Origin of the sequence: Nonomuraea sp. NPDC049419 (genome assembly GCF_040676995.1) — a bacterium.
Lineage (GTDB): Bacteria > Actinomycetota > Actinomycetes > Streptosporangiales > Streptosporangiaceae > Nonomuraea > Nonomuraea salmonea.
Genome location: NZ_JBFAQB010000023.1, coordinates 1 through 25,327, shown reverse-complemented (window position 1 = coordinate 25,327; position 25,327 = coordinate 1). Strand labels below are relative to the sequence as shown.

Genomic DNA, 25,327 nt, shown 5'->3' with positions numbered 1-25,327 from the left:
GCCACCCAAGCGAAAGGACGAGCCCATGCGAGCCAAGGGCATCAGTTACGACACCGGCTTCGTCACCGGCGGGACCCGCGCATCCGGGCCCTTCGACCCCGCCGTGGTCCGGCGCGAGCTGACGATCATCAGGGACGACCTGCACTGCACCGCCGTCCAGCTCGTCGGCGGCGACCCCGAGCGGCTGGAGCTCGCCGCCGGCCTGGCCGCCGAGCTGGGTCTTGAGGTGTGGTTCACGCCGTACCCGCTGGAGCTGGCCGCCGAGGAGATGCTGGCGCTGTTCGCCGACTGCGCCGAACGGGCGGAGCGGGTCAGGCGGGGTGGCGCGGAGGTCGTGTTCGTGGCGGGGTGCGAGCTGACCCTGATGGACCGCGGCTTCCTGCCCGGCGACACGCTCCAGGAGCGGGTCGGCGCGCTGATGAACCGGCGCGAGCTGGTCGCGGAGGCAGGGCAGCGGGTGGCCGCGTTCCTGGCCGAGGCCGCGGCCGTGGTGCGCGCGCGGTTCGGCGGCAAGGTCACGTACGCGGCGATCCCGTTCGAGCCCGTGGACTGGTCGCTCTTCGACATCATGACGATCGAGCTGATCCGCTCGGCCGAGGTCGCCGACCGGTTCCAGGACGGCGTGCGCGCCCTCGTCGCCCAGGGCAGGCCGGTGGCGATCACCGGGTTCGGCACGGCGACCTGGCGCGGCGCGCCCGACGTGGCGCCCCGCAGCATGGAGATCATCGAGTACGATCAGGCCACCGGCTCCCCCGTGCGCCTCGACGGGGAGTACGCGCGCGACGAGGACGGGCAGGCCGCGTACCTGCGGGAACTGCTGGAGATCTTCGAGGCCGAGCGCGTGGACGCCGCCTTCGTCCACACCTTCGCCCTCCCCGACCTGCCGCACCGCCCCGGCGGCGACCCCCGCGACGACCTCGACCTGGCCAGCCTCGGCGTGGTCAAGGTGTACGAGGACCGCGAGGGCGGCACGTACCCCGGCCTGCCCTGGGACCCCAAGGCCGCGTTCGCCACGGTGGCGGCCTGCTACGAGAAGTCCCCGGCGAGGTGAGGGGCGACATGCCGCTCCCCTCTCGCCGACGCGTACACCGATCCGCGCTGGCACGAGATCGACCGGCGGGCGGGCTGGTGGAGAGCGTGCAGCGGGGCATGCGCACCCCGGCCTTCACCCAGGGCAAGATCGTGTACGGCCCGGGCGGCCGGGGGCTGTCGGAGCACGCGGTGCACCACCTCCACGGTCTCGTCCTCGACGCCTACCGGCGCGAGCTGGTCGGCGATCAGCGCGACACCATGCCGGCCTCGTCGTCGTCCACCAGGAAGCCGCCTGACTGATGGCGCCAGAGGCGGGCGTAGGCGCCGTCGGCCTCGATCAGCTCGCCGTGGGTGCCCTGCTCGACGATGACACCCTTGTTGAGCACGACCAGGCGGTCCATGCGGACGACCGTGCTGAGCCGGTGGGCGACCACGACCGCGGTGCGGTCCTGCATGAGCCGCCACAGCGCCTCCTGCACGAGGAGCTCGCTCTCGGAGTCGAGCGCGCTGGTGGCCTCGTCGAGCAGCAGGAGCGGCGCGTCGCGCAGGATCGCGCGGGCCAGCGCGATGCGCTGCCGCTGGCCGCCGGAGAGCTTGACGCCGCGCTCGCCGACCAGCGTGCCGAGGCCGTCGGGCAGCGCGTCGGCGAACTCCATGACGTGCGCCGCCTCGGCCGCGGCCAGGATCTCGGCCTCGGTGGCGCCGGGCCGGGCGAAGGCGATGTTGTCGCGCACGCTGCGGTGGAACATGGCGGGCTCCTGCGGGACGTACGCGATGAGGCCGCGCAGGTCGGCCTGGCGCAGCCGGGAGATGTCCTGGCCGCCGATGAGGATGCGGCCCGCGTCGATGTCCATGAGCCGCAGCAGCAGCCGGGTCAGCGTGGTCTTGCCGCCGCCCGACTGGCCGACCAGCCCGATCTTCGCGCCCGCCGGAATGTCCAGATCGAGGTCCTGGAACAACGGCAGCCCGCTCTTGTACGAGAACGTCACCCGGTCGAAGCGCACCGACGCGTCGGCGGGCCGCAGCGGCAGCGGGTCGGGCGGGTCGACCACCTTCGGCGGCGTCAGCAGCAGCTCGGTGAACTGCGCGGCCTCGGTGATCACGCTCTCGATGCGCCGGTAGATCTGGTTGAACTCGAACATGATGCCGATGGCGTTGGTGTAGTAGGTGAACGTCACCACGATCGCCTCGACACCGAGCCCACCCCGCAGCGCCACGGCGAGCAGCAGGCCGAGCGAGCTGCCGAGCACCGACAGCGGGGCGACGACGGTGTCGACCCGCAGGTTGCCGTAATCCCATGAGCGCAGCGCGAGCCGCTGCTGCTCGGCCAGCTTGACCCGGTGCTCGGCGGCCTCGCGGCGCTCGGCGGCGAAGGCGCGTACGGTGTCCATGTTGGACAGCACGTCGGCGACGTGGCCCGAGACGTGCACCCGGGCGGCCTCGCGCGCGTCCACCAGCTTCTGGCGGCGGCGGATGAGCGGCGCGACGAGGAAACCGGTGACGGCCAGCAGCCCGACGAGCACGACCACCAGCAGCGGGTGATAGTGCCACAGGACCACGCAGGCGAAGACCAGCGGCACGACCTTGGCCATGACGGAGAACGTCAGCGTGTCGACGAACTCCTCGAACCTGGCGGCGAAGCCGAGCACCCGTTTGGTCAGCGCGCCGGCGAAGTTGTCGTGGAAGAACGCGGCGTCCTTGGCCAGCAGCTCGTCCATGCCGATGATGGCCAGGCGTTCGACGCCGCGCGCGTCGGTGCGGTTGATGAAGTGCAGGCCGATCCGCCACAGGGTCTCGCCGGCCAGCAGCACGGCGCCGAAGCCGAGCACGTAGGGCAGCAGCGCGGGCAGCGTGCCGTCGCCGCCGCCCGCCAGGTGGCCGACGAGCCCGGCCACGCCGAGCGGCGCGACGTAGAACAGGCAGATATTGCCCAGTGCGGGCATCAGCAGCGCGGGCGCCGCGACCGGCCACAGCCTGCGCAGCTCGCCGAGGTAGTGGCGCAGCGCCAGCCCGACCGCGGACCTGCGTACGGACCTCTCGCCCGTGTCGGCCGCCTGGGTGGCTCGCGGTGCGGAGCTCTGCCCGGTCTCCGTCTCTTGGTCCGAAGCGACTTCCGGCACGCTCATCCGCCCTCCCCGATCGCCGACGCAGCCCACGACATGGTGCCGTCCGGGACCCGGACAAGCGAATGATTTTTTCCCGGCCTATCGGACGTTCTCCCAGCTAGGTGCGTAAGTGATACGCATCACCGCTACCAAAGCCTCGCTTTCCGTCACATATCCCAGCCCGATTCCGTCTCCAGGGTGAAACCACCTTCAGGGGGAGGCCCACATGCGTACGGCACAGGCCAGGCGCTCATTCCAGCTCTCTCACTGGTCGTTCATGTTCGCCGAGATCGCCCTCTGGTCGTTCGTCGTGCTGGCGGTGACCGGAGCCGTGCTCATGGTGTTCTACGACCCCGGCATGACCCAGGTGACCTACGACGGCCCGTACGCGCCGCTGCGCGGGGCGCTGGTCAGCCAGGCGTTCGACTCGACCATGCAGCTCAGCCTGGAGGTGCGCGGCGGCCTGCTCATCCGGCAGATCCACCACTGGTCGGCGCTGGTGTTCGTGGCGGCGGTCGTGCTCCAGCTGCTGCGCATGTTCCTCACCGGCGCCTTCCGCAGGCCGCGCACCGGGCAGTGGCTGATCTGGGTGGCCCTGCTGGGGCTCGGCATGCTGGCCGGCGAGACCGGCAACGCCCTGCCCGACGACCTGCTGTCGGGCGGCAGCCTGTGGCTGATGGTCTCGGTCGTGCAGTCCGTGCCGGTGGTGGGCACGTGGGCGGCGTCCCTGCTGTTCGGCTCCGCCTTCCCCGGCGAGCAGGTCATCCCGGTCCTGTACGGCGGGCACCTGCTGCTCTCGCTCGTCGTCGCCGCGCTGCTGCTCGCCCGCGAGCTGCTGGTGCGGCGGAACGGCCACTCCCGCTTCGTCGCCTCGCTGCCGGTGCGGCGCGGCGCGCGCCCGCTGATGGCCGGCGCCACCGCCGGCATGCTGATCATCCTCGGGTTCGGCTTCCAGATCGCGCCCATCTGGCTGTACGGCCCCGCCCGGCCGACGCAGGTCTCCGCCGGCTCGGTGCCCGACTGGTACATGGGCTTCCTCGACGGCGCCCTGCGGATCATGCCGGGCTGGGAGCTGACGCTCGGCGGCTACACGCTGAGCCTGGCGGTCCTCGTGCCGGCCGTGGTGGTGCCCGGCGTCTTCTTCACCGCGCTGGCCGCGTACCCGGTGGCCGAGCGCATCGTCGCCAGGCGGCGGGGCCGGCCCGTGCGCGCGTCCGGCCTGCTCGACCGGCCGCGCGAGAAGCCGGTGAAGACGGCGCTCGCGGTCGCCGGCATCACGTTCTACGGCCTGCTGTGGACGGCGGCGGCCAACGACCAGCTCGCCCACAGCTTCCACCTGACCGTCGAGTCGGTGACGATCTTCTTCAGGTACGCCGTGTTCATCGGCCCCGTCGTCGCCTTCGTCGTCACCCGGTGGATCTGCCTGGCACTGCGGCAGGCCGAGCGGGAGGCCGCCGAGCACGGCGTGGAGAGCGGTGTCATCGTGCGGACCCCCGACGGCGGCTTCCACGAGCGCCTGGAGCCCGACCGCCGCGAGCGGCGGCCTGAGCTGAAGGTCTGAGCTGAAGGTCTGAGCTGAAGGTTTGAGCTAGAGGTCTGAGCCGATTCCTGGGCCCGCGACGGTGATCGCGGCGCGCGGCAGCGACTCGCGCTGCACCTCCTGCGGGCCCACGACGGCGTTGAGCCCGCCGTCCACGATCTGCGCGACCGCGTCGCCGGAGACGAAGGGCTCGATCGTCTGCCCCTCGACCCTGATCAGCATGCGGGTGCGGGTGCAGAACAGGCTGGCCTCGCTCTCCCGCGAACCGCTCACCGCCGCCTCCATGGGCCCGGAGAAGCCCTGCTGCCTGGCCGGGTGGCCCTGGCTGCGGGTGAGGTCGAGGTCGAGGGTCCAGTCGGCGCCGGACAGCCCGCAGTGGCCCTCGGAGTTGACCCAGGCGATCATGTCGTAGGTGCCGACCTTGATCTGCGCGAGCGGACGCTCGGCCTCCTCGGGCAGCTCACCGTGGTCGACCAGCCCGCGCAGCGTGGTCAGCGGCCACTGGGCCGGGTCCCTCAGCAGCGGGTCGGTGACGGGGGCTGAGCAGGAGACGAGGACCGGCGACATCAGGAACCCGGCCATGACACGCGCCAGACGATTGGTCACTCTCATCTTCCTCATTCGGCGACGCAGATCGATCATGATCCATCGCACAACCTATCCCAATGTCACCACCACTCCGGCCATCCACCGTTGTGACCGGGAGGGGGCGGCGGCACGCCGGTGTCGCGCGAGGAGGCGTCCGCCCGCTGACCATTACCCGCATATCCGCGCGCCGGGCACGTCGAGTACGAGCGCTTCGCCCGCCGGCTCGGCGACACGAGCCTGGAGATCACCGTACGCGCCGACCCGGCGCGACCGGGCACCGCGCGGCCCGGCTGGCCGACTATCCCGGCTGGCGCCTCCCGCGCGTCGGCATGGCGCCGGACGGCACGCCGGTCGTCCTCATCGAGCGCGGCAGGCTGCTGGACGACCGGACGCGCCGCCACCACCTGGACGTCGACGTCGCGGTGCTCGCCGGGGGCGCGGTGATTCAGCCGAGTTCGTGGGGGCCGAGGCGCATGCGGCGGTCGCCCTCCTCGTCCTCCTCGTCGGCGTCCTCGGCCCCGGGGGTGACCCCGGGTGTGACGCCCGCGGGGCGCCTGAGCGTCTCCTCCTCGGCGGGGGTCAGCGGCGCGCCGGCGGCCTCCTCGCTGCCCCCGCGCTCGATCGGCTGGTCCTTCTCGTCGTTCATGGATCCCCCGTGGCACGGAACGTGTGCGGATACGTGCCGGTTGGCTGCCCGTACGCGGGCCGCTGTAACGCGCCTGTCAGGAGGCGTCGTCCTGGTAGGCCAAGCGGGTCAGCAGGGTCTTGAGCTGCTCGGCCTCGCCGGGCTCCAGGCCGGAGATCAGCCGCTCGGCCAGCGGTCCCGCGCTCACGTGGGCGGCGTCGAACAGCTCCAGGCCCTGGGGCGTGATCTCCACGACGCGTACGCGCCGGTCCCCTGGAACGGTCCTGCGGACGGCCAGGCCGCGCCGCTCCAGGTCGTCCACCACCCGCATGACGCCCGCCTTGTCGGTGCCCGTGGCCGCCGCCAGGTCGCGCTGCACGGTGGGCCCGCGGTTGACCAGCACGATGAGCACGGCGAAGTGGCGCAGCTCGATGCCGAGCGGCCGCAGCGCCTCGGTCAGCACGTTCGCCGCCCGCCAGTGGGCCTTGCGCAGGAGCAGACCCAGGGCGAAGGGCGAGGGGTCGCCGGGGCGGTCGGTCGCGCGGGGCGTCGCGGGCTCAGGAGCGGTCATACCGACATAGTACTCGAAACGCTCTCATTCACGACGGTTTCAGGTGAAACAACTCACACCGTCACGTCCGAAATCGTATTGATTGATACTATTTCGAGTGATACCGTAGTAGGTGTAACGACCATCGGGGGAGGAATCATGGAGGTCTACGAAGCCGTCACCAGCCGCAGGTCAGTGCGTGCCTTCACCGGCCGCCCGGTCCCGAAGGAGGTGCTGGAGCGGGTGCTGGCCGCCGCCGCGTGGGCGCCGTCCGGATCGAACCTCCAGCCCTGGCACGTCTACGTGGTGACCGGCGAGCGGCTCGCCGAGCTCAAGAGGCGCGCAGGAGAGCGCGTGGCCACCGGCGACGCGTGGGACGAGCGCGAGTACGAGATGTACCCGGCCGAGCTGAAGTCCCCGTACCGCGAGCGGCGCTCGGCCTTCGGCCGGGAGCGTTACGGCGCGCTCGGCATCGCACGCGAGGACTGGGAGGCCCGCCAGCGGGCCGCCGCGGAGAACTGGCAGTGCTTCGGCGCGCCGGCCGCGCTGTTCGTCTACATCGACCGCGACATGGGCCCGGCGCAGTGGGCCGACCTCGGCATCTACCTGCAGACGGTCATGCTCCTGCTGCGCGCGGAAGGTCTGCACAGCTGCCCGCAGATGGCCTGGTCGGTCTACCGCAGGACGGTCGCCGAGATCGTGCGGCCCGCCGAAGGGCTCGTGCTGTTCTGCGGCATGTCGATCGGGTTCGAGGACGTCTCGGTCAGTCAGCCGCGTACGGGCCGGGCGCCCCTGGAGGAGACCGTCACCTTCGTGGGCGGCCCCTCCCCCGCCTGCCGGAGCCGGCGCCGCCCGGCCCGCCGCAGGGGTCACACGGTCCGCGCCCGCCTGCCGCGGCCGACACCGGACGACGACCGGCCCACCGGGTCCGGCGCCCCCACCCATCAGGAGAGACATGACCAGCCAGTTCCGCCTCGGCGGTGACCTGACGATCAACCGGCTCGGGTTCGGCGCCATGCGCCTGTCCCAGGCCGGCCCGGGCGGGCCCGCCCGCGACGCCGAGCAGGGCCGCGCCGTCCTGCGCAGGGCCGTCGAGCTGGGCGTTGACCACATCGACACGGCCGGGTTCTACCGCAGCCAGGACGGCACGGTCAGCGCCAACGCGCTGATCCGCGAGGCCCTGTCGCCCTACCCCGACGGCCTGGTCATCGCCACCAAGGCGGGCCCGGTCTTCGGGCCAGGAGGTCCGCGGCCCGGCACCCCCGCCGAGGTGCGGGCTCAGGTCGAGTCCGACCTCGAGAGCCTCGGCCTCGACCGGCTCGATCTGGTCTATCTGCGCGTCGGCGGCACGGGACCCGCGCCGGGCGAGTCGCTGGCCGAGCGCTTCGAGGTGCTCGCCCGGATGCGCGACGAGGGCCTGATCCGCCACCTGGGCGTCAGCAACGTCGACGCCGCCCAGCTCGCCGAGGCCCTCGGCATCGCGCCGGTCGCGGCCGTCCAGAACGCCTTCCACCGCGGCCTCCGCGCCGGCACCGCGGTGCTCGACGTCTGCACGCGGGCGGGCATCGCCTTCGTGCCCTTCTTCCCCGCCGGCGGCGGGCTCGACGACCCCGGCCTGCTCAAGGTCGCCGATCGGCACGCCGCCACCCCGCGCCAGGTCGCGCTGGCCTGGCTGCTGGCCGTCTCGCCGGTGACCGTGGTCATCCCCGGCACCGGTTCCCTGGCCCATCTCGAGGAGAACGTGGCCGCCCGCTCGATCACGCTCACCGGCGACGACCTCGGCGATCTCGCCTGACGCCCGCGGCCGGTCCCGGGCGTACATGCAGAAAGGACGGCCTTGACCATGACGACCCATCACCGCTTCCTGGCCTCCGAGGAGACCGGCCGGCTGCCGGACGGGTGCCCTGCGGGGCTGGCGGCGCTGCCCCGGCCGGTGGCCGTCGCGGTCGGCGGCGGCGGGGTGCTGGGGGCCGCGCAGGTCGGCATCGGGTACGCGCTGGAGCAGCGCGGCTTCGTCCCCGACCTGATCGTCGGCACCTCGGTGGGCGCGCTCAACGGCGCCATCGCGGCCGCCCACCCTGGTGCGGCGGCGCCGTGGCTGGACCGGGTGTGGACGCGGGTGCGCAGGCGCGAGGTGTTCCCGCTGTGCCGCCTGCCCTCGCGGGCCGGGGTCTTCGCCGACCGCGGCCTGCGCCGGCTGATCGGGCAGGCGGGGCTGCCGTCGCGGATCGAGCAGCTCGACGTGCCGTTCGCCGCCGTGGCCATGGATCTCGCCACCGGCGCGCCCGCGCTGCTCGACCACGGTGACCTGGAGTCGGCGCTGCTGGCCAGCGCCGCCATCCCGGGGATCCTGCCGCCGGTCGTGCGCGGCGGAAGGACGCTCGTGGACGGCGGCGTGATCGCGTTCGTCCCCGTACGGGCGGCTCTGCAGGCGGGTGCGGCCAGCGTGGTCGTGCTGGCGACAGGACAGACGAGCATGCCGCGCCCGTCGGCGCCGCCCCGGTGGGCGGGCGCGGTGGCGGCCAGGGCGGGGCTGCTGCTGTTGCAGCACCAGATCGCCCGCGACCTGCGCGAGGTGTCCGAGCGCGTCCCGACCGTCGTGCTGCCGACCGGCGTCGAGAGCTGGCCGGCCCCTTGGGACTTCCGCCAGTCCCGCCGCCTGATCCACACCGCCGCCTCCGCGGCCGGCCACTTCCTCGACACGCTGCACATAGACGGCCCCGGCCTCTACCAGGCGGACGCGGGAACGCGGCCGCCGTTGCGCGGCCCGGACACGGCCGGCCTGCGAAGAGCGGGCCCGGAGCCGGGCGCGGGCCGAGCGGCCGGTCACGAGGGAGCGGGGGTCCGGCTGTGAGCGCCTTCGCGTTCGTGAACATCGCCCTGCAGGGGCACGTCAACCCGACGCTGCCGGTCGTGGCCGAGCTGGTCCGCAGGGGGCACACGGTCACCTACCACGTCGCGCCCGCGTTCGCCGGGGTGGTCGCCGCCACCGGCGCGACCGTGCGCACGTATCCCGGGGGCGACCTGACGCTGCCCGAGCGGCCGACGCCCCTGACGATGCTGGACGGGCTCGCGCGCACGACCGTCGCGCTGCTGCCCGCGCTGCTGGACGACCTGCGCCGCATCGGCCCCGACCTGATCGTGCACGGCTCGGCCTGCCCGTGGGGCGCGGTCGCTGCCGGGGAGCTGGGGGTGCCGGCGGTGTCGGCGTTCACCACGTTCGCGTTCGGCCGCCGCGTCCCGAGCCCCACCCGCGCCTCGTGGCCGATGATCGCCTCGGCGGCGGCCAGGCCCGGCGCCGCGACCGGCTACCTGCGGTCCCGGTGGGAGCTGCACCGGGCCTACGACACGGGCCGGCTGCCGCTGCTCGACCTCGCGAACGTCCGGCAGCCGCTCAACCTGGTCTTCACCGCCCGCGCGTTCCAGCCGGACGCGGAGAGCTTCGACGACTCGTACCGGTTCGTCGGCCCGAGCCTGGGCGAGCGCCCGCAGGACCCGTCGTTCCCCATGGACGAGCTGCGGGACCCGGTGCTGTACGCCTCCCCCGGCACGGTGCTCGACGCAGGCCCGGAGCTGCTGCGGACGTTCGCCGCCGCGCTGGCCCCGCTGGGCGGCACCGTGGTCATCTCGACCGGCCGCACCGACCCGGCGGCGCTCGGCCCGCTGCCCCCGAACGTGCTGGCCCGCCGCTTCGTCCCGCAGCTGGCGCTGCTCGACCGTGCCGCCCTGTTCGTCACCCACGGCGGCATGAACAGCGTGAACGAGGCCCTGCACGCGGGCGTCCCCATGCTGGTGATCCCGCAGGGCGCGGACCAGCCGCTGGTGGCGCGCCGGGTGGCGGATCTGGGCGCCGGCCTCGCCCTGGCGCCGCACGAGGCGGACGCGCAGGCCGTACAGGTGAGGGCCGGGCTGCTGCTCGGCGAGCCGCGCTTCCGCGTCGCGGCGTACGACCTGCGCGACGCCCAGCGCGCGGCGGGGGGCTACCGGCGCGCGGCCGACGAGCTGGAACGCCACCTCGGCCAGGGCAGCAGGCCGGTGCCCGCGAACGCGCGAGGGCGGTGAGCGATGTCCGCCGTCGTGGTCGTCCTGCTGCTCGCCGGGCTGTCGGAGTCGGCGGGCCGGATCCTGCCGCTGATCGCGCGCCGGCCCGGCGTGTCGCGGGCGCACGCGGTGCGGCTGCTGCTGACCGGGGCGGTGGTGGAGTTCGTGGTGTTCGCGCTGTGGCCGTGGGCGGCGGGCGTGCTGGCCGAGCTGCAGAGCCTGCGCACGGGGGCCGCTCCCGGGTGGACGCCCGCTCTCGCGGCGCCGCTGCTGCTCGCCGCCATCGTGGCGTTCCCGCTGCTCGGGCCGCTGCTGCACACGCTGCTCATCGTCGCGGTCGGCGCGAACCTCACGGGCTCGCTCGCCACGGCGACCGGGCTGGGCTGGTGGAGCGCCGCCGGCTGCGTCGCGGTCGCCGGAGTGGGGCTGGGCGCGGCCGTGGGCGGCGTCAGGTGGCTGGTCGTGCGGATCAGCGCGCTCCAGGCGGTGCCGGCATGACCGAGTTCCCGCTGCTCTTCCTGGCCCTCGGCATGGTCCTGCTCGCCGAGGCGCTGCTGGCCCGCTACGAGGTGCTCGTCTACACCGCCGGCTGGCGGACCGCCACCGGCGAGCTGCCCCACGGCCTCCCCTACGCCAGGGGCGCCGATCCGAACCGTCCCCCCGCGGCGTACCTGGTCTATCTGGACGGCATCGGCAAGCGCCGCTTCACCGACACCCGCGACGGCGGCCGGCTGGTCAAGGCGCTGCTCGACAAGGCGCCTGAGGTGCGGGTGCTGGGGCAGGTGCAGCCGTACTCGCCGCTGGCCGACCCGCTCGCCGACCGGCCCGTGTGGGCGTGGCTGCGGCGCCGCGCGCAGATCCTGCTCTTCCTGCACAACGTCATGCAGATCTTCGTCGCCGCCGACCGCCGCTACCGCCCGCTCTACAACCGGGCGGTCGGCACCCAGATCGCCCGGCAGCTGCGGCTGGCCGGCTACCGGCCAGGCAGCGGCATCCCGGTGGTGCTGCTCAGCTACAGCGGCGGCGCGCAGGTCGCCACCGGCGCGGTCAAGGAGCTGCACGCCAGGCTGGCCGCCCCGCTCCTGCTCATCACGCTCGGCGGCTTCCACAACGGCGCCAACGACCTCACCCACGCCCGCCACCTGCACCGCCTCACCAGCGACGCCGACTGGATCGAGCGCCTGTGCCTGATCCTGTTCCCGCAGCGCTGGCCGGCGGCCAGGGGCAGCGGCTGGAACCGGGCCGTCCGCGCGGGCAAGGTCACCACGCACCGCCTCGACCCCGCCACCCACATGGGGCGGCGCAGCTACATCAGCCCGGACGCGCGGCTGCCCGACGGCCGCACCTACCTCGACCACACCGCCGACACCGTCGTCCGCCTCATCCGCGAGCCGCTCAGCCCGTGACGCTCCGGCCCTCCAGGCGGGTGATCGCGATCGTGCCGGTGGTGCCGCGCAGGCCGAAGCCGTAGCGGTAAGCGCGCCTGTCCTGGTCGGGCGGTGAGCAGGCCCGCGATGGGAGCGCTGTGCAGGCGCTGCCACGTGCCCTGGTGCTCGGCGTAGGAGGTGATGGTGGCGCCCGACAGCACCAGGGCCGGCCGGTCGCCCCGGGCTGAAGCGGTGCGGGATCTGGACGGGCACGTCGGTGCGGAACTGGCCGCCGACCCGCACGTCGAAGCCGGTGGTGCCGCGGGTGTTGTTGTACCAGCGGTGATGTAGTGGTCGGAGTCCTTGATCCAGCCGGTGAAGACGCTGTCCTCGGGCTGCCCGGTGGCGGCGAACACGGTGTTCTTCACGGTGTTCTTCCCCCATGACGACGGCCCCACCAGCACGCCCGCCGTCACCAGCAGCGCCACGGCCACGGCCACTCCCGCGGCCCACCGGCCCGGCAGCCGTCGCGCGGGCTCGATCAGCGTCGCCTCGGGGCCCTGCTCGCCGCCGGTGAGGCGGCGCAGCGCCAGCTGGGCGGACGGGCGCGCGGCGGGATCCTTCGCCAGGCAGGCCGCCACCAGCGACCGCAGCGGCTCCGGCACCCCCGACAGGTCGGGCTCGCCGTGCAGGACCGCGTGCAGCACCCCCGGCACCGACGAGGCGTGCAGCACCTTGATCGCCACCCGGGCGCCGGCCGGCGACTCCGCCAGGTAGACCGTGCCCTGGCCGCCCTTGCCCAGCCGGTCGAGGACCCTGTGGTCCCCGACCCACAGGTGATCGGGCGCGCGATGGACGGTCACGGCGGTCCCCCGTCAGGTCGGACGATCGTACGGGTGATCAGATCAGTGCCGTCCGCGCCCGCGTGCCGCTCTCGCCCCGCCGTCAGTGGCCGGTGGTGAGGACCATGCGGTAGCGGGCCTCGCCGGACAGCATCCGGCCGTAGGCGGCCGCGACCTCCTCCAGCGGGCGGGTCTCGGTGAGCGCCCGCACGCCGGTCAGCGCGGCGAAGCGCAGCGTCTCCTCGACCTCGCGGGCGGTGCCCGACGGGTGGCCGTGCACGGTCCTGCTGTTGGTGATGAGCTGGAACGGGCTGACCTGGATGGGCTCGGGCGTGGCGCCGAGCACGACCAGCTCGCCGTTGTCGCCGAGGCCGTCGATGGCGGCGCTCATCGCCTCGGAGCTCGCTGCGGTGGCCAGCACGACCCTCGCGCCGCCGAGCGCCTGGAGCTGCCCTGCCACGTCGCCCGCGGTGGAGTCGACGTAGTGATGGGCGCCGAGGTGCTTGGCGGTGTCGGCCTTGTCGGCGCCGCGCGCGACGGCGACGGTCTCGAAGCCCAGCTTGTTGGCGAACTGCACGCCGAGATGGCCAAGCCCGCCGAGGCCGAGGATCGCGACGAGGTCGCCTGGCCGTGCGGCGCTGCGCCGCAGCGAGTTGAACGTGGTGACGCCCGCGCAACCCATGGGCGCGGCCTCGACGGCGCTGATCTCGTCGGGGACGCGGGCGAGCGCGGAGACGGGCACGGTGGTGTACTCGGCGTACCCGCCGGGGTAGGCCCAGCCGGGCACCTGCATGCGGGCGCAGTGGATGAAGTCGCCCTCGCGGCAGGACCGGCAGGTGCCGCAGTTGCCGCCGAACCAGCCGACGGCCACGCGGTCGCCGACGTTCCAGTCCTCGACGCCGTCGCCGACCGCGTCCACGCGACCGGCGATCTCGTGGCCGGTGACGAGCGGGAACGACACGTTCGGGAAGCCCGCGTTGACGAACCCGGCGTCGGAGCGGCACACGCCGCACGCCTCGACGGCCACGCGGACCTGGCCGGGGCCCGGCTCGGTGAGCTCGCGCTCGACCAGGTTGAACGGTCCGCCGGCCTCGTTGACCTGGGCGGCGCGGTAGAGAGTGGTCATGGACATCAGGTACCCCTTGAGCGGAGAACGAACGTGGTGGGGACCGGCTCGCCGGCCCACGTCAAGCACACCACTCCAGGACCGGCCTCAGGGGGCCTGAGCAGGCCCTTCGCGGGCAGGTAACGACAAGGCAGGTACTGACAGGGCCACCTTCGGGCGGCCGCGCCGCCCGCGCGCGGATCACACTTGAGCCATGGACCGTAGGAGCGAACTCGCCGGCTTTCTCCGTTCCCGGCGCGCCCGCCTCAGCCCTGACGAGGCGGGGCTGCCGGCGGACGGCCGGGCCCGCAGGGTGCCGGGGTTGCGCCGCGACGAGGTGGCCCGGCTGGCCGGCATGAGCACCGAGTACTACACCCGGCTCGAGCAGGGCCGGGTCGGCACGCCGTCCCCTGAGGTGGTCGAGTCGCTCGCCCGCGCCCTGCAGCTCGATCCCGCCGAGCGCGAGCACCTGCTCGACCTGCTGGCCAGGCCCACGCCGGCGCGGCACGCCCCGGTGGCGCCGCAGCGGGTCAGGCCGGGCCTGCACCTCACGCTGCAGACGCTGGAGCACGTGCCGGCGTTCGTCATCGGGCGGCGCACCGACGTGCTGGCCGCCAACTTCCTGGCCCGGCAGGTGCTGACCGACTTCGAGGCGCTGCCCGCGCCGCAGCGCAACCTCGCCCGCTACTACCTGCTCGACCCCGCCGCCCGCGAGCGGGTGGGCGACTGGGAGCGGATCGCGTCGGAGACGGTGGCGATGCTCCGGCTCGAGGCCGGCCGCTACCCCAACGACCGGCGGCTGGCCGACCTGGTGGGTGAGCTGACGCTGCGCTCGCCCGAGTTCACGACCTGGTGGAACGACCACCGGGTGCTGCGCCGCACCCATGGCAGCAAGGTCTACCACCATCCGGAGGTAGGCGAGCTGCACTTCTCGTACGAGAGCTTCATGCCGCCCGGCGACGCCGACCAGATGCTGTGCGTCTACAACGTCGAGCCCGGCTCCCCCACCGCCGACGCGCTGCGCCTGCTGAGCAGCTGGGCCGCCCCGGAGGCGGGCCGGTCCGGCGCCCGCTGACCGCTCAGGGGAGCAGCGGGAGGCGGCCGACGATCTTGTCGACCTTGTTGCGCGGGCCGACGACGCTGACCGCGTAATACTCGATGTCCTCGGGCGCGGTCTCCTTCACGGTGGCGAGGTAGTCGGCGTAGACGCGGGTGTGCTGGGCCGCGGCCGGCATGTCGGCCACGTGGCAGGTTTCGGCGGCGGCGGCCTTGGCCCTGATCGTGCGCAGCGTGGCCACGTCGGCGGCCAGCACCGAGCAGCCCGCCCAGGGCAGGCCGGGGTGGGCGGCGCCGCTCGCGTCGATCGCGTCGTCGCCCAGCAGGCCGGTGACCGCCGATGAGGTGGCCGCCGCGACGCACACGGCCGCGTTGACGGCCCGGCCGGCGGGCAGGGCGTCGTTGACGACGATCACCCACTTCAGGCGGGCCGCCCTGGTCGGGGCGGTGGGGTCGATCTCGTCCGGCGCGAAGCCGACGGTGCGGCCGTCTGACATGGCGAAATCCCTTGTTCGTTCGTACGGAGCCGATGGATTAGGGTATTCATCCATGCGTTAGAGCAGCAAGTAGTCCGTACATGTATCGGAGAAAGTGGGTTTTCGGCGGCGATGGACGAACTTGATAAGGCGATTGTCCGCGAACTGCAGTCAGATGCACGGATGACCAACCGCGACCTCGCGGCGGCCGTGGGCGTCTCGCCGACCACGGCGCTCGACCGCACGCGGGCGCTGCGCCAGCGGCAGGTCATCCGCGGCGCGCTCCTCGACGTCGACCTCGCCGCGATCGGCCGCCCGGTGCAGGCCCTCATCGCCATCCGGGTACGCCCGCCGTCCCGGCGCAACATCGAGGGCTTCCGCAACTGGGTCAGCCGCCTGCCCGACACGCTCGGCGTCTATGTGACGGCCGGGACGGAGGACTTCATCCTGCACGTGGCGGTGCCCGACAACAACAGCCTGTACGCGTTCGTCATCGACAAGCTCACCGAGCGGCCCGAGGTGGCCGACGTGCGCACCTCGATCGTCTACGAGCACATCCGCAACAACCGGATCGCCCCAGCGAACTGACCCGCCGTCTGACGGGTCAGGCGCTCTCCCCCACGCTGCGCTCGTGCCACTCCGCCAGCGCGACCAGCAACCCGTCGGCGGCGCCGCCGAACATCGCGCTCAACTCCTCGGCGCTGACCGCCACCACCACGTGATCGAGCAGGTCGGCACGGAGCTTGGCGGCCCTGGTGTCGCCCGCGCCGTCGGGGTCGAAGGCGGTGGCCGCGAGATAGAGGCCGCCCACGCCCGCCGCGGAGGCGGTCTGGCGAGCCTGCGTGCCGAGCACGGCGGCGGGGTCGGCGGGCACGGCGGGCAGCACCGGCCGGCCGTCGCGCAGCAACAACGTCAGCGGCCTGGCCGGCGCCTGCTCCCCCACCTCGCCGTCCGGCACGAGCACGCCGCCGTCGTCGCGGCGCGCCACGTCACGCGGACGCGCCCAGGGCAACCCCCTGGCCTGGTCGTCCGCACCCGCCCGGCTGAACAGGCGGCCATCGGCGTCGACCACGAGGTCACCGGGCTCCCAGCGCTCGCCGTCGAGTGGTGTGTGCACGTTCGTCATGGTGAGCACGGTACGCGGCGGCTGTGACAAATGATCGAGAAGGGGGGGCGCCACGGCCCCACTGCGCTAGCGTAGGGCCTCGAAGTGCCGGAACGCCTGGCCGGCGAAATCTCCGGCCGCGTGAGCCCGACGGAGGCACTCCCATGCACGACGACTACGGCGGCCGCGAAGGCGGGGTGGCCTCATGACGCGCCGGCCTGCGGTGGCGGGCCGTGGCCGGCATCCCGCGGTGGTGATCGCGGCCGGGTTCGGCTCGGCGGTGCTGATCGGCACCGCGCTGCTCGCCACGCCGATGGCGACGGCCTCGGGCGAGGGCGACTGGCTCACCGCGTTCTTCACCGCCACCTCGGCCGTCTGCCTGACCGGGCTGGTGGTGGTCGACACCGCCTCGCACTGGTCGGCGTTCGGCCAGGTGGTGATCACCGTGCTCTTCCAGGTGGGCGGGCTCGGCATCATGACCCTCGCCACGCTCGTCATGGTGATCCTCTCCGGCCGCATCGGGCTGCGGGCGCGGCTGTCGGCGCAACTGGAGACCAAGTCGGTGGTGGCCGCCGACCTGCGTCAAGTGCTGGCCAAGGTGGTGATGTTCACGCTGGTGTGCGAGGCGGCGGTCGCCGCGGTCCTCACCGTACGGTTCGTCACCGGCTACGGCGAGCCGCTCGGCAGGGCGCTGTGGCTCGGCGTCTTCCACGGCGTGTCGGCGTTCAACAACGCCGGCTTCGCCCTGTGGCCGGACAACCTGATCCGGTTCGTCACCGATCCGTGGATCTGCCTGACCATCGCCGCCGCGGTCATCGTCGGCGGTCTCGGCTATCCGGTCGTCTTCGAGCTGCTGCGCACGTGGCGGCAGCCGCGCCGCTGGTCGGTGCTGACCCGCGTCACGGTCGGCCTGAGCGTGCTGCTCATCGGCGGGGGCACGCTCGCTTTCCTGATGACCGAGTGGCGCAACCCGGCCACGATGGGCCCGCTCGACGACTCGGGCAAGCTGCTCTCCGCGTTCTTCGCCGCCGTCATGCCGCGCTCGGGCGGCTTCAACACGCTCGACATCAGCCAGATGTACCCGTCCTCCTGGCTCGTCACCGACATCCTGATGTTCATCGGCGGCGGCAGCGCGGGCACGGCGGGCGGCATCAAGGTCACCACGTTCGGCTTCCTGGTGTTCATGATCTGGTCGGAGCTGCGCGGCGAGACCCATGTCAACATCGGGCACCGGCGGCTGCCCGCGTCCACCCAGCGGCAGGCGCTGTCCATCACGCTGCTCGGCGTCATCCTGGTGGCGCTGTCCACCTGGCTGCTGCTCATCATCAGCGGGCACGACCTCGACCGGGTGCTGTTCGAGGTGATCTCGGCCTTCGCCACCAACGGCCTGTCGACCGGCATCACCCCCGACACCTCCGTGGCCGGTCACGTGCTGCTGAGCCTGCTGATGTTCGTGGGCCGCATCGGGCCGCTCACGCTGGGCTCGGCGCTCGCGTTGAAGCAGCGTACGCGCCGGTACGAGCTGCCTGAGGAGCGCGTCATCATCGGCTGAGCGGCGCCGGGACGAATGCGTTCATCTCCACGGGTAGAGGGGGCGTCCATCCACCTAGGAAGGCCCCCCAGATGAACACTTCGCGCACCACAGCAAACCGCACGCCGCTGCAGCTCGCCGCGCTGGTCACCGGCGTGGTGTTCCTGCTGGTCGGCGTGCTCGGGTTCGTCCCGGGCGTGACCACCAACTACGACGACCTGCAGTTCGCCGGTCACCACTCCGACGCGATGCTGCTCGGCGTCTTCCAGGTCTCGATCCTGCACAACATCGTCCACCTCCTGTTCGGCATCGCGGGCGTGCTGCTGGCCAGGACGTGGAGCGGCGCCCGCGCCTTCCTCATCGGCGGCGGCGTCATCTACCTCGTGCTCTGGCTGTACGGGCTGCTCATCACGCACGACAGCCCGGCCAACTTCGTGCCGCTGAACACCGCCGACAACTGGCTGCACCTCATCCTCGGCATCGGCATGACCGGCCTGGGCGTGCTGCTCAGCCGCCGGACGGCCGTCACCCGCTGACCTGTCGTTTGCCCGGCCACGCGCCGGGCAGCCGACCCGTCCCTGCTGAAAGGCACAGGGCAGAACGAGACGGGAGGCCTCGATGGAGGACGTGGGCGCGGCGTGCGAGCGGGTGGCGCGGCAGGCGCTCGGCCTGAGCGACCTGCGGCCCGGCCAGCTCGGCGCGATGAGCGCGCTGGCGCGCGGCAGGGACGTGCTGGTCGTGATGCCGACCGGGGCCGGCAAGTCCGCGATCTACCAGGTGCCCGCGCTGCTGCTGCCCGGCCCCACCGTCGTGGTCTCCCCGCTCATCGCCCTCCAGCGCGACCAGGTCGAGGCGCTGCGCGAGCGGGACGAGGAGGCGGTGAGCCTCGACGCCGGCACCTCGGCGGGGCGGCGGCGCACCGCGTTCGAGTCGCTGCGCGCCGGGGAGACGGAGTTCCTGTTCTGTGCTCCGGAGCAGCTCGCCAAGCCCGACGTCGTCCGCGACCTGGCGGCCGCGAAGCCGTCGCTGCTGGTCGTGGACGAGGCGCACCTGATCTCCTCGTGGGGTCACGACTTCCGGCCCGACTACCTGCGGCTGGGGCAGGTCGCTGAGGCCCTCGGCCGGCCGGCGATCGCCGCACTGACCGCCACCGCCGCGCCGCCCGTGCGGGCGGAGATCGCCTCGCGGCTGGGGCTGCGGGATCCGGTGGAGATCGTGCAGGGGTTCGACCGGCCCAACATCTCGCTCACCGTCCGCAGGATGATGGACGACCCCGCCGCCGAGATCGTCTCCGCCGTCGCGGCCGAGACCGGGCCCGGCATCGTCTACACGGCCGTACGCAAGCAGACCACCCGCCTGAGCGAGCTGCTCGGCGAGGCCGGGGTGCGGGCGGCGGCCTACCACGCCGGGCTGCGGCGCTCCGAGCGCGACGAGGTGCACGGCAGGTTCATGTCCGGGGACGTGGACGTGGTGGTGGCGACCAGCGCGTTCGGCATGGGCATCGACAAGCCGGACGTGCGGTTCGTCGTCCATGCCGAGGTGCCCGGGTCGCCTGACGCCTACTACCAGGAGATCGGCAGGGCCGGGCGGGACGGCGAGCGGGCCTCGGCGACGCTGTTCTACCGTCCCGAGAACCTGGGCTTGCAGCGTTACTTCACCGGGTCCGTACCGGACGCCGCGGTTCTGGCCCGGGTGGCACGGGCCGTGGCGGAGGGCGGCTGCGACCGGCGGTCTCTGCGTGAGCGGGCCGACGTGTCGGCGCGCCGCCTGACGACGCTGCTCGACCTGCTGGAACGGGCCGGCGCCGTACGCGTCGGCACCCGCCGCGTCGAGCCCGCGCCCGGCGCGCCCGCACCTGAAGAGGCCGCCGGGCTGGCCGTGGAGCTGGCCGAGCGGCGGCGGGACGTGGAGCGTACCCGGCTGGAGATGATGCGCCGCTACGCCGAGACCGACGACTGCCGGCGGCGGTTCCTGCTCGGCTACTTCGGCGAGCAGGTCGCCGACGCGTGCGGCAACTGCGACACCTGCCTGGCCGGCACCGCCGACCGGCAGGTGGAGGAGGAGAGCGGGCCGTTCGCCGCCCACGCCAGGGTCGAGCACCGTACGTGGGGGCCCGGCGAGGTCATCCAGCGCGGCGAGGACCGTCTGACGGTCCTGTTCGACACGGCCGGCTACCGAGAACTGCAACTCGACACAGTCCTCGACCAAGACCTCCTCACCGAACCCCCAACCCCCTGACCGGCCTGCCCCTGACCGGCCACGGCGCTGCTCACCTCCCACCCACACGACCCCTGGCCCTGACCGCCGCCGGCCTGACCGGCCGGCGGCGGGGCTGGTCGGCGGCTGCTAAGTGAGGGCGGGTTCGAGGTGGCCGGTGTCGTGGACGTACGTTGGCTCGTGGGGCTTTTCACCAGCCTTGCGGGTGTTGAGGCGGTTCATGAGTTTGGTGAGCATCATGCCGTACACCACGTGGCCGGCGATCATGACGGCCGGGCGGCCGGGGCGGTCCTCCGTGGCGGCGGGGAGGATGTTCATGCCGGGCACCCAGCCCTGGTAGCTGGCGGCCCAGATGGCCAGGCCGTAGCCGATGCCGGCGATCGACGGGGCCTGGCCTCGGGCGAGCAGGCCGTACAGGGAGCCGGCGGCGGCGCCGAAGCCGAAGTGGGCGAGCGCGCCCGCGGCGCCCTCGCCGGACTTCGGCCGGTGCTTGTGGCCCGGGAGCATCGCGCGGGCGATCCGCTTGGGCGGCTGGTCGGGCATGAGGCCCATCCGGCTGCCGGCCAGCATGACCCCGCTCATCGCGGCGGTGGCGAGGACGCCGCTCACGGCGCCCTTCATGAGAGCTCGCATCATGCAAGCCGGTTGCCCGACAGAAGGCAGGGGAAACGCCCGCCGGGAGGCGGGCGCGCCCCCGGGGTCAGCTCTCCTTGGCCAGCGCGCCGCGATCCGCGCTGAGGTGCACGACGTTCCCGTCGATCCTGGCCACCTGGTCGGGGGTGACGTACAGGTCGCGGGAGAACAGCCCCTTGGCGTCCACCTTGACGAAACCCGTACGCACCAGCCGGGCCGCGAGCGCGGGCGGCAGGTCAGGCTCGGGGTCGGTGAAGACGTCGGCCAGGATCGGCACGACACCGGGCCGCGGGTCGGACTCCTGGCCCTCGGTGGTCGCGGCCGCCGGGTCACCCAGCTTGACGAACTCCACCGTCCCCAGCTCCTTGCCGTCGCTGTCGACGACCTTCATCCCGGACTGCACCTGATCGATCACCGGCTCCTGGTAGGCGTGCACGGCACCGCTCCTCTCCTGTAGGTCAGAGGCGGTACGCCTACCCAGAAAGAGCCCGGACAGCGGCCCGGCACCCGCGAACCTGGCGTTTACCGGCCGCTGGAGTCGCAGCCCGGCGCGGATGGCGATTTTGGCGGGTGCTTGGCAGCGCCGTGCCGCGGGTCCCGCCGACACTGGAGGAGGTGCACCAAGGCCGGTGGCGGCCGTGGTGACCAGGCTTGGGGGTAACCGTGTCGATGTACTGGGATCTCAAGCACCGCCTGAACACGGCGGTCAACGCCCACGACGTGCCGCTCATCCTCACCTGCTACAGCCAGGACGCCGTCTACGTCACGCCCTCCGGCGTCGCCGAGGGACACGACCAGATCGAGTGGATGTACCAGCAGACGTTCCAGGGCTTTCCCGACTGGCACGCGGCGGCCTGGTACGAGCTGGGCGACTGCGACAACCCGGCGGTCACCGAGTGGACGTACACCGGCACCCACAACGGCACCCTGCTGATGCCCGGCGGCCGGGAGATCGAGCCGACGGGCCGTTTCGTCGCGGTGAGGGCGACCTGCACCAGCTTCGTCAAGGACGGGAAGATCTGTACGCACCGGGAGTATTACGACCAGCTGGAGCTCTACAGCCAGCTCGGCTTCGGCCTGCTGGAGCGGGAGCGGATGCCCGCGTGACCGGTTCAGGCCCGTTCGGCGAACTGCTGCCGCCCCACCGTGACCGGTTCAGGCCCGTTCGGCGAACTGCTGCCGCCCCACGACGCCGAGCAGCCGCAGCTTCTCGTGCCCTTCGGTACGCGGCGGCGCGGTGAGCACCAGCAGCGCCTGCGCCTGGTCCTCGGTGAACAGCACCTGGCAGTCCACCTCGATCTCGCCGAGTTCGGGATGGACGAGCACCTTGTGATCCTCGAACCGCTTGGCCACCTCGTGCCGCTCCCACAGGTCGGCGAACTCGGCGCTCTCCTTGCTCAGCGCCCGCACCAGCTCGCCCGCCTGCGAGCGCGGCCCCCGTACGCCGTGGGCGGCGCGCAGGTTCGCGACCAGGGAACGGCTCTGCCTGCCGTGGTCGCTCTCCGGGTAGCAGCGCCGCGCGGCGGGGTCGGTGAACCAGCGGTAGATGTCGTAGCGGGCCAGGCCCGCGTAGTGCGAGTTGTCGCCGAACAGCGCCTCAGCCATCCGGTTCTGCACCAGCGTCTCCCCCAGGTCGGACACGATGAGGGCCGGCGTGTCGGACAGGCGGTCCAGCACCCGCAGCAGCGGCGGCGCGACGTGCGTCACGGCCGACAGGGACGCGGGGGCGTTGTGGCCGCAGATCTGGAACAGGTAACCGCGCTCGTCGTCGGTCAGCCGCAGCGCCCGCGCCAGCGAGGCGAGCATCTGCACGCTCGGCTGCGGGCCGCGCTGCTGCTCCAGCCTGGTGTAGTAGTCGGTGGACATCACCGCGAGCGCCGCCACCTCCTCGCGCCGCAGCCCAGGCGCCCGGCGGCGGGCTCCGGGCGGGAGCCCGACGTCCTCGGGACGGAGGGCTTCGCGGCGGCGGCGCAGGAAGTCCGCCAGGGCTGCACGATCCATATGTCCCATTATGTGCACGGCCGGCGCGCTAACCAGGGATCGCCGATCCCCCGATGACCGGTCTCTGCACCCGCGCCGCCCGCCGGGCCACGCTCGGAGCATGCAGATCTCAGGGAACACCATCTTCATCCCCGGTGCGACGAGCGGCATCGGGCTCGCGCTCGCCCTCGCCCTGCGCGACAAGGGCAACACCGTGATCGTGGGCGGGCGGCGTACCGAACTGCTGGAGCGGATCGCCGCCGAGCACCCTGGAGTGGACACCGTCACCGTCGACACCGCCGACCCCGCCGGCATCCAGGCCGCCGCAGGGCAGGTGCTCGCCCGGCACCCCGACCTGAACGTGCTGATCGCGATGGCCGGCATCATGCGGGTCGAGGACTGGCGCAAGCCCGAGTCGTTCCTCGCCTCCGCCGAGTCCGTCGTGACGACGAACGTGCTCGGGCCGATCCGGCTCATCGCCGCGTTCATCGAGCACCTACAGACGCGGCCCGACGCGACCATCGTCACCGTGTCCTCGGGTCTGGCGTTCACCCCGCTCACCGTCACGCCCAGCTACAACGCCTCCAAGGCGGCGATCCACATGCTGAGCGAGTCGATCCGGCTGCAGCTGGAGGGCACGAGCGTGCGGGTGGTGGAGCTCGTCCCACCCGCCGTGCGCACCGCGCTGCTGCCCGGCCACGAGGAGAACGAGCACGCGATGCCGCTGGACGAGTACGTGACCGAAACCATGGCGCTGCTGGAGAGCCGGCCGGACGCGAAGGAGATCCAGGTCGAGCGGGTCAAGTTCCTCCGCTACAGCGAGGTCCGCGGCGACTACGACCAGGTGGTGTCCATCCTGAACGCCACCGACCCGCACGGCGACTGAGAACGAGTCATCCGACGATGAATCTGAGCTCGATCAGGTCCTTGTCGCCGATGTCGGAGAAGTTGGCGATCTTGACTTTGCTCAGCTTCAAAGGGCTCTGGGTGAGGACGGTGAGTCCGCAGCCCCCATTGTCCTCGTAGTCGTCGCCGCAGTCCTCCTTGGGCTGGGCGAAGTTGACGGAGCGGACGGCGGGGCGGGTTCGCAGCCATTCGACGACGGTGTCGACCAGGACGCCCACGTCGCACTTGTCCTGCTCGGTGGCGTACTCCTTCTCGCACAGGGTGGCCGACACCTCCACGGTGCTGTCCTCCCCCTCCTGGAAGTGGACCGACTCGCCCGGGATCGTGCCGAGGCCCGCCAGCAGGTCCATGTTGGCGGCGTAGCGCTCACGTTCCTGGCTCTCCTGGAGGGCCTCGCGGATCTGGATCGCCGCGGCCACCGCGGCGAGGAGCGCCACGGCGGCTCCTGCGCCCACGAGCAGGCGGCGGAGCAGCCGGCGCCGGCCTGACCTGGGCGGACGTCCAGGCTCGTCGGGCGGCGGCGGGTCGGCGGGCAGGCGGAGGGTGGCGGGGCCTGGTGGCGTGCGGTCCTCGGCGACGGCGGCGAGGTGCGCGCGGACGTCGTGGGCGGCCGGCCGGTGCACGGGGTCGCGGCGCAGCAGCGCCATGAGCACCGGCTCCAGGGGCCCGGCCTTCGCGGGTGGTGCGGGGTCGCGGGTGGCGACGGCGACGAAGATCGCCCCGGCGCTCGCGCCGTCGTACGGGGGACGCCCCTCCACGGCGGTGTAGAGCGTCGCGCCGAGCGACCACAGGTCGGAGACCGGCGTGGCCGGCCGGCCCAGCGCCTGCTCGGGCGCCATGTACGCGGGCGTGCCGAGGATCGCGCCCGTGCCGGTCAGCGTGACGTCGCCCTCGACGGCCGCGATGCCGAAGTCTGTCAGGACGACCCGCTCGCCCTCCAGCAGGACGTTGGCCGGCTTGATGTCGCGGTGCGTGATGCCCGCCTGGTGGGCCGTGCACAGGGCGTCCAGCACCTGGAGCCCGATCCGCGCGGCCCGCCCGGGCGGCAGCGGCCCCTGCGCCGCCAGCAGGTCCTGTAAGGAGCGCCCGCGCACCAGCTCCATGATGATCCACGGCCGGCCGTCGGCGCCGGTGACGTGATCGTGCACGGTGACGATGCCGGGATGCTTGAGCCGCGCGGCGGCGCGCGCCTCGCGGTCGAGCCTGGCGATCCAGTGCGCCCGTTCGGCGTCGTCGAGCTGCTCGGGCAGGAACAGCTCCTTGGCCGCCACCTCGCGGCCGAGCTGCTCGTCGCGGGCGGCCCAGACGGCTCCCATGCCGCCGCGGCCCAGCAGGCCGGTCAGCCGGTAGCGGCCGGCGAGCAGGCGCCCGTCCGCCGCTCCTTGCGTGTCCTCTTGGCGCACACCCTCCACCGCCGGCACCCCTCACGTCGTGTCCTGTGACGGACAGAGATCATCTCAGAGCGAGCGGGTCATGCGCACGGGCCCGGGCCCGCCGTGGTGCGGAGCCCGGGGCCGCCGGTCAGCGGTTGGCGGCGAGGCTGTGGACCGGGTGCTCGCCCTCGGTCTGCAGCCGGTATTCGCGGCCGTTCTTGGCGCGGTTGTCGTCGATGACCCGTTCGGAGGGGG

28 protein-coding genes are annotated in these 25,327 nt (G+C 72.9%); 16 read left to right on the top strand and 12 right to left on the bottom strand.

The annotated features are described in order from the left end of the window. Positions 1-25 precede the first annotated feature (25 nt). Positions 26-1,051 carry a hypothetical protein gene (locus AB0K12_RS41125; protein WP_364573401.1) on the top strand — a complete coding sequence of 342 codons (1,026 nt, stop codon included), beginning with the start codon at positions 26-28 and terminating at the stop codon, positions 1,049-1,051. A gap of 8 nt (positions 1,052-1,059) precedes the next feature. After that, the gene (locus AB0K12_RS41120; RefSeq protein WP_364573399.1) at positions 1,060-1,332 is read left to right on the top strand and encodes a hypothetical protein; all 273 of its coding nucleotides are present in this window, start codon (positions 1,060-1,062) and stop codon (positions 1,330-1,332) included. Here the strand turns inward: AB0K12_RS41120 and AB0K12_RS41115 are convergent. Continuing rightward, positions 1,278-3,158, bottom strand: coding sequence for an ABC transporter ATP-binding protein (locus AB0K12_RS41115; protein ID WP_364573397.1), 1,881 nt, complete (start codon positions 3,156-3,158; stop codon positions 1,278-1,280). The two genes, AB0K12_RS41120 and AB0K12_RS41115, sit on opposite strands and share 55 nt — an antisense overlap. Before the next feature lie 205 nt (positions 3,159-3,363). On the opposite strand from AB0K12_RS41115, the gene AB0K12_RS41110 reads away from it, so the two are divergent. Beyond that, complete coding sequence (locus AB0K12_RS41110; RefSeq protein WP_364573395.1) at positions 3,364-4,698, top strand: cytochrome b N-terminal domain-containing protein; 1,335 nt, start codon at positions 3,364-3,366, stop codon at positions 4,696-4,698. 27 nt (positions 4,699-4,725) lie between these two features. On the opposite strand, the gene AB0K12_RS41105 is transcribed toward AB0K12_RS41110, so the two are convergent. The 3 genes from AB0K12_RS41105 to AB0K12_RS41095 form a co-directional block, all read right to left on the bottom strand. Beyond that, positions 4,726-5,283 carry a hypothetical protein gene (locus tag AB0K12_RS41105; RefSeq protein ID WP_364573393.1) on the bottom strand — a complete coding sequence of 186 codons (558 nt, stop codon included), beginning with the start codon at positions 5,281-5,283 and terminating at the stop codon, positions 4,726-4,728. A gap of 427 nt (positions 5,284-5,710) precedes the next feature. Then, positions 5,711-5,911 carry a hypothetical protein gene (locus AB0K12_RS41100; protein WP_364573391.1) on the bottom strand — a complete coding sequence of 67 codons (201 nt, stop codon included), beginning with the start codon at positions 5,909-5,911 and terminating at the stop codon, positions 5,711-5,713. Positions 5,912-5,987: 76 nt separating this feature from the next. After that, a complete protein-coding gene (locus AB0K12_RS41095; RefSeq protein WP_345385348.1) occupies positions 5,988-6,461 on the bottom strand; it encodes a MarR family winged helix-turn-helix transcriptional regulator in 474 nt (157 codons plus the stop codon). A 138-nt stretch (positions 6,462-6,599) separates the two neighbouring features. Here AB0K12_RS41095 and AB0K12_RS41090 point away from each other — a divergent pair, with 138 nt between their 5' ends. The 6 genes from AB0K12_RS41090 to AB0K12_RS41065 are packed head-to-tail and all read left to right on the top strand — an operon-like array spanning position 6,600 to position 11,887. Next, entirely contained in the window at positions 6,600-7,424 is an 825-nt protein-coding gene (locus AB0K12_RS41090; protein WP_364573388.1) for a nitroreductase, read from the top strand. After that, a complete protein-coding gene (locus AB0K12_RS41085; RefSeq protein WP_364573386.1) occupies positions 7,396-8,235 on the top strand; it encodes an aldo/keto reductase in 840 nt (279 codons plus the stop codon). Before AB0K12_RS41090 ends, AB0K12_RS41085 begins: the two co-directional genes overlap by 29 nt. 48 nt (positions 8,236-8,283) lie before the next feature. Further along, on the top strand, positions 8,284-9,294 hold the full coding sequence (locus tag AB0K12_RS41080) for a patatin-like phospholipase family protein (protein ID WP_364573384.1): 1,011 nt from the start codon (positions 8,284-8,286) through the stop codon (positions 9,292-9,294). Continuing rightward, a complete protein-coding gene (locus tag AB0K12_RS41075; protein WP_364573380.1) occupies positions 9,291-10,502 on the top strand; it encodes a macrolide family glycosyltransferase in 1,212 nt (403 codons plus the stop codon). Before AB0K12_RS41080 ends, AB0K12_RS41075 begins: the two co-directional genes overlap by 4 nt. Before the next feature lie 3 nt (positions 10,503-10,505). Beyond that, complete coding sequence (locus AB0K12_RS41070) at positions 10,506-10,979, top strand: hypothetical protein (protein WP_364573378.1); 474 nt, start codon at positions 10,506-10,508, stop codon at positions 10,977-10,979. Then, positions 10,976-11,887: a hypothetical protein gene (locus tag AB0K12_RS41065; RefSeq protein ID WP_364573376.1), complete on the top strand. Its 912-nt coding sequence runs from the start codon at positions 10,976-10,978 to the stop codon at positions 11,885-11,887. The genes AB0K12_RS41070 and AB0K12_RS41065 overlap by 4 nt, the downstream gene beginning before the upstream one ends. Here AB0K12_RS41065 and AB0K12_RS41060 read toward each other — a convergent pair. Continuing rightward, on the bottom strand, positions 11,827-12,711 hold the full coding sequence (locus tag AB0K12_RS41060; protein WP_364573374.1) for a hypothetical protein: 885 nt from the start codon (positions 12,709-12,711) through the stop codon (positions 11,827-11,829). The genes AB0K12_RS41065 and AB0K12_RS41060 overlap by 61 nt on opposite strands. An 82-nt stretch (positions 12,712-12,793) precedes the next feature. After that, complete coding sequence (locus AB0K12_RS41055) at positions 12,794-13,822, bottom strand: alcohol dehydrogenase (protein ID WP_364573372.1); 1,029 nt, start codon at positions 13,820-13,822, stop codon at positions 12,794-12,796. 187 nt (positions 13,823-14,009) lie between these two features. Here AB0K12_RS41055 and AB0K12_RS41050 point away from each other — a divergent pair, with 187 nt between their 5' ends. Beyond that, complete coding sequence (locus tag AB0K12_RS41050) at positions 14,010-14,870, top strand: helix-turn-helix transcriptional regulator (protein ID WP_364573370.1); 861 nt, start codon at positions 14,010-14,012, stop codon at positions 14,868-14,870. 4 nt (positions 14,871-14,874) lie between these two features. Here the strand turns inward: AB0K12_RS41050 and AB0K12_RS41045 are convergent, their stop codons facing one another. Continuing rightward, positions 14,875-15,348, bottom strand: coding sequence for a DUF2000 domain-containing protein (locus AB0K12_RS41045; RefSeq protein WP_364573368.1), 474 nt, complete (start codon positions 15,346-15,348; stop codon positions 14,875-14,877). A 111-nt stretch (positions 15,349-15,459) separates the two neighbouring features. Between AB0K12_RS41045 and AB0K12_RS41040 the strand changes: the two genes are divergently transcribed. Next, positions 15,460-15,915, top strand: a complete 456-nt coding sequence (locus tag AB0K12_RS41040) for an Lrp/AsnC family transcriptional regulator (RefSeq protein ID WP_364573366.1) — start codon at positions 15,460-15,462, stop codon at positions 15,913-15,915. A 16-nt stretch (positions 15,916-15,931) separates the two neighbouring features. On the opposite strand, the gene AB0K12_RS41035 is transcribed toward AB0K12_RS41040, so the two are convergent. Beyond that, positions 15,932-16,453, bottom strand: a complete 522-nt coding sequence (locus AB0K12_RS41035) for a hypothetical protein (RefSeq protein WP_364573364.1) — start codon at positions 16,451-16,453, stop codon at positions 15,932-15,934. Positions 16,454-16,637: 184 nt separating this feature from the next. Between AB0K12_RS41035 and AB0K12_RS41030 the strand changes: the two genes are divergently transcribed. The 3 genes from AB0K12_RS41030 to AB0K12_RS41020 all read left to right on the top strand — a co-directional run bounded on the left by AB0K12_RS41030 (position 16,638) and on the right by AB0K12_RS41020 (position 20,201). Then, on the top strand, positions 16,638-17,984 hold the full coding sequence (locus AB0K12_RS41030; protein ID WP_364573362.1) for a potassium transporter TrkG: 1,347 nt from the start codon (positions 16,638-16,640) through the stop codon (positions 17,982-17,984). A gap of 71 nt (positions 17,985-18,055) precedes the next feature. Next, positions 18,056-18,499, top strand: a complete 444-nt coding sequence (locus AB0K12_RS41025; RefSeq protein WP_364573360.1) for a DUF4383 domain-containing protein — start codon at positions 18,056-18,058, stop codon at positions 18,497-18,499. Positions 18,500-18,581: 82 nt separating this feature from the next. Then, the gene (locus tag AB0K12_RS41020) at positions 18,582-20,201 is read left to right on the top strand and encodes a RecQ family ATP-dependent DNA helicase (protein ID WP_364573358.1); all 1,620 of its coding nucleotides are present in this window, start codon (positions 18,582-18,584) and stop codon (positions 20,199-20,201) included. Positions 20,202-20,309: 108 nt separating this feature from the next. On the opposite strand, the gene AB0K12_RS41015 is transcribed toward AB0K12_RS41020, so the two are convergent. Both AB0K12_RS41015 and AB0K12_RS41010 read right to left on the bottom strand, forming a co-directional pair. Next, positions 20,310-20,801 (bottom strand): DUF6789 family protein, encoded by a 492-nt coding sequence (locus tag AB0K12_RS41015; protein ID WP_364573356.1) that lies wholly within the window; start codon positions 20,799-20,801, stop codon positions 20,310-20,312. Positions 20,802-20,880: 79 nt separating this feature from the next. Beyond that, on the bottom strand, positions 20,881-21,249 hold the full coding sequence (locus AB0K12_RS41010) for a hypothetical protein (RefSeq protein ID WP_364573354.1): 369 nt from the start codon (positions 21,247-21,249) through the stop codon (positions 20,881-20,883). Positions 21,250-21,464: 215 nt separating this feature from the next. Here AB0K12_RS41010 and AB0K12_RS41005 point away from each other — a divergent pair, with 215 nt between their 5' ends. Continuing rightward, complete coding sequence (locus AB0K12_RS41005) at positions 21,465-21,920, top strand: ester cyclase (RefSeq protein ID WP_364573352.1); 456 nt, start codon at positions 21,465-21,467, stop codon at positions 21,918-21,920. A gap of 48 nt (positions 21,921-21,968) precedes the next feature. Here the strand turns inward: AB0K12_RS41005 and AB0K12_RS41000 are convergent, their stop codons facing one another. Next, entirely contained in the window at positions 21,969-22,814 is an 846-nt protein-coding gene (locus AB0K12_RS41000; RefSeq protein WP_364573350.1) for a helix-turn-helix transcriptional regulator, read from the bottom strand. Positions 22,815-22,914: 100 nt separating this feature from the next. On the opposite strand from AB0K12_RS41000, the gene AB0K12_RS40995 reads away from it, so the two are divergent. After that, positions 22,915-23,679: an SDR family NAD(P)-dependent oxidoreductase gene (locus AB0K12_RS40995; protein ID WP_364573348.1), complete on the top strand. Its 765-nt coding sequence runs from the start codon at positions 22,915-22,917 to the stop codon at positions 23,677-23,679. Positions 23,680-23,686: 7 nt separating this feature from the next. Here AB0K12_RS40995 and AB0K12_RS40990 read toward each other — a convergent pair whose 3' ends face one another. Further along, positions 23,687-25,102, bottom strand: a complete 1,416-nt coding sequence (locus AB0K12_RS40990; RefSeq protein ID WP_364573346.1) for a serine/threonine-protein kinase — start codon at positions 25,100-25,102, stop codon at positions 23,687-23,689. Positions 25,103-25,327: the final 225 nt, after the last annotated feature.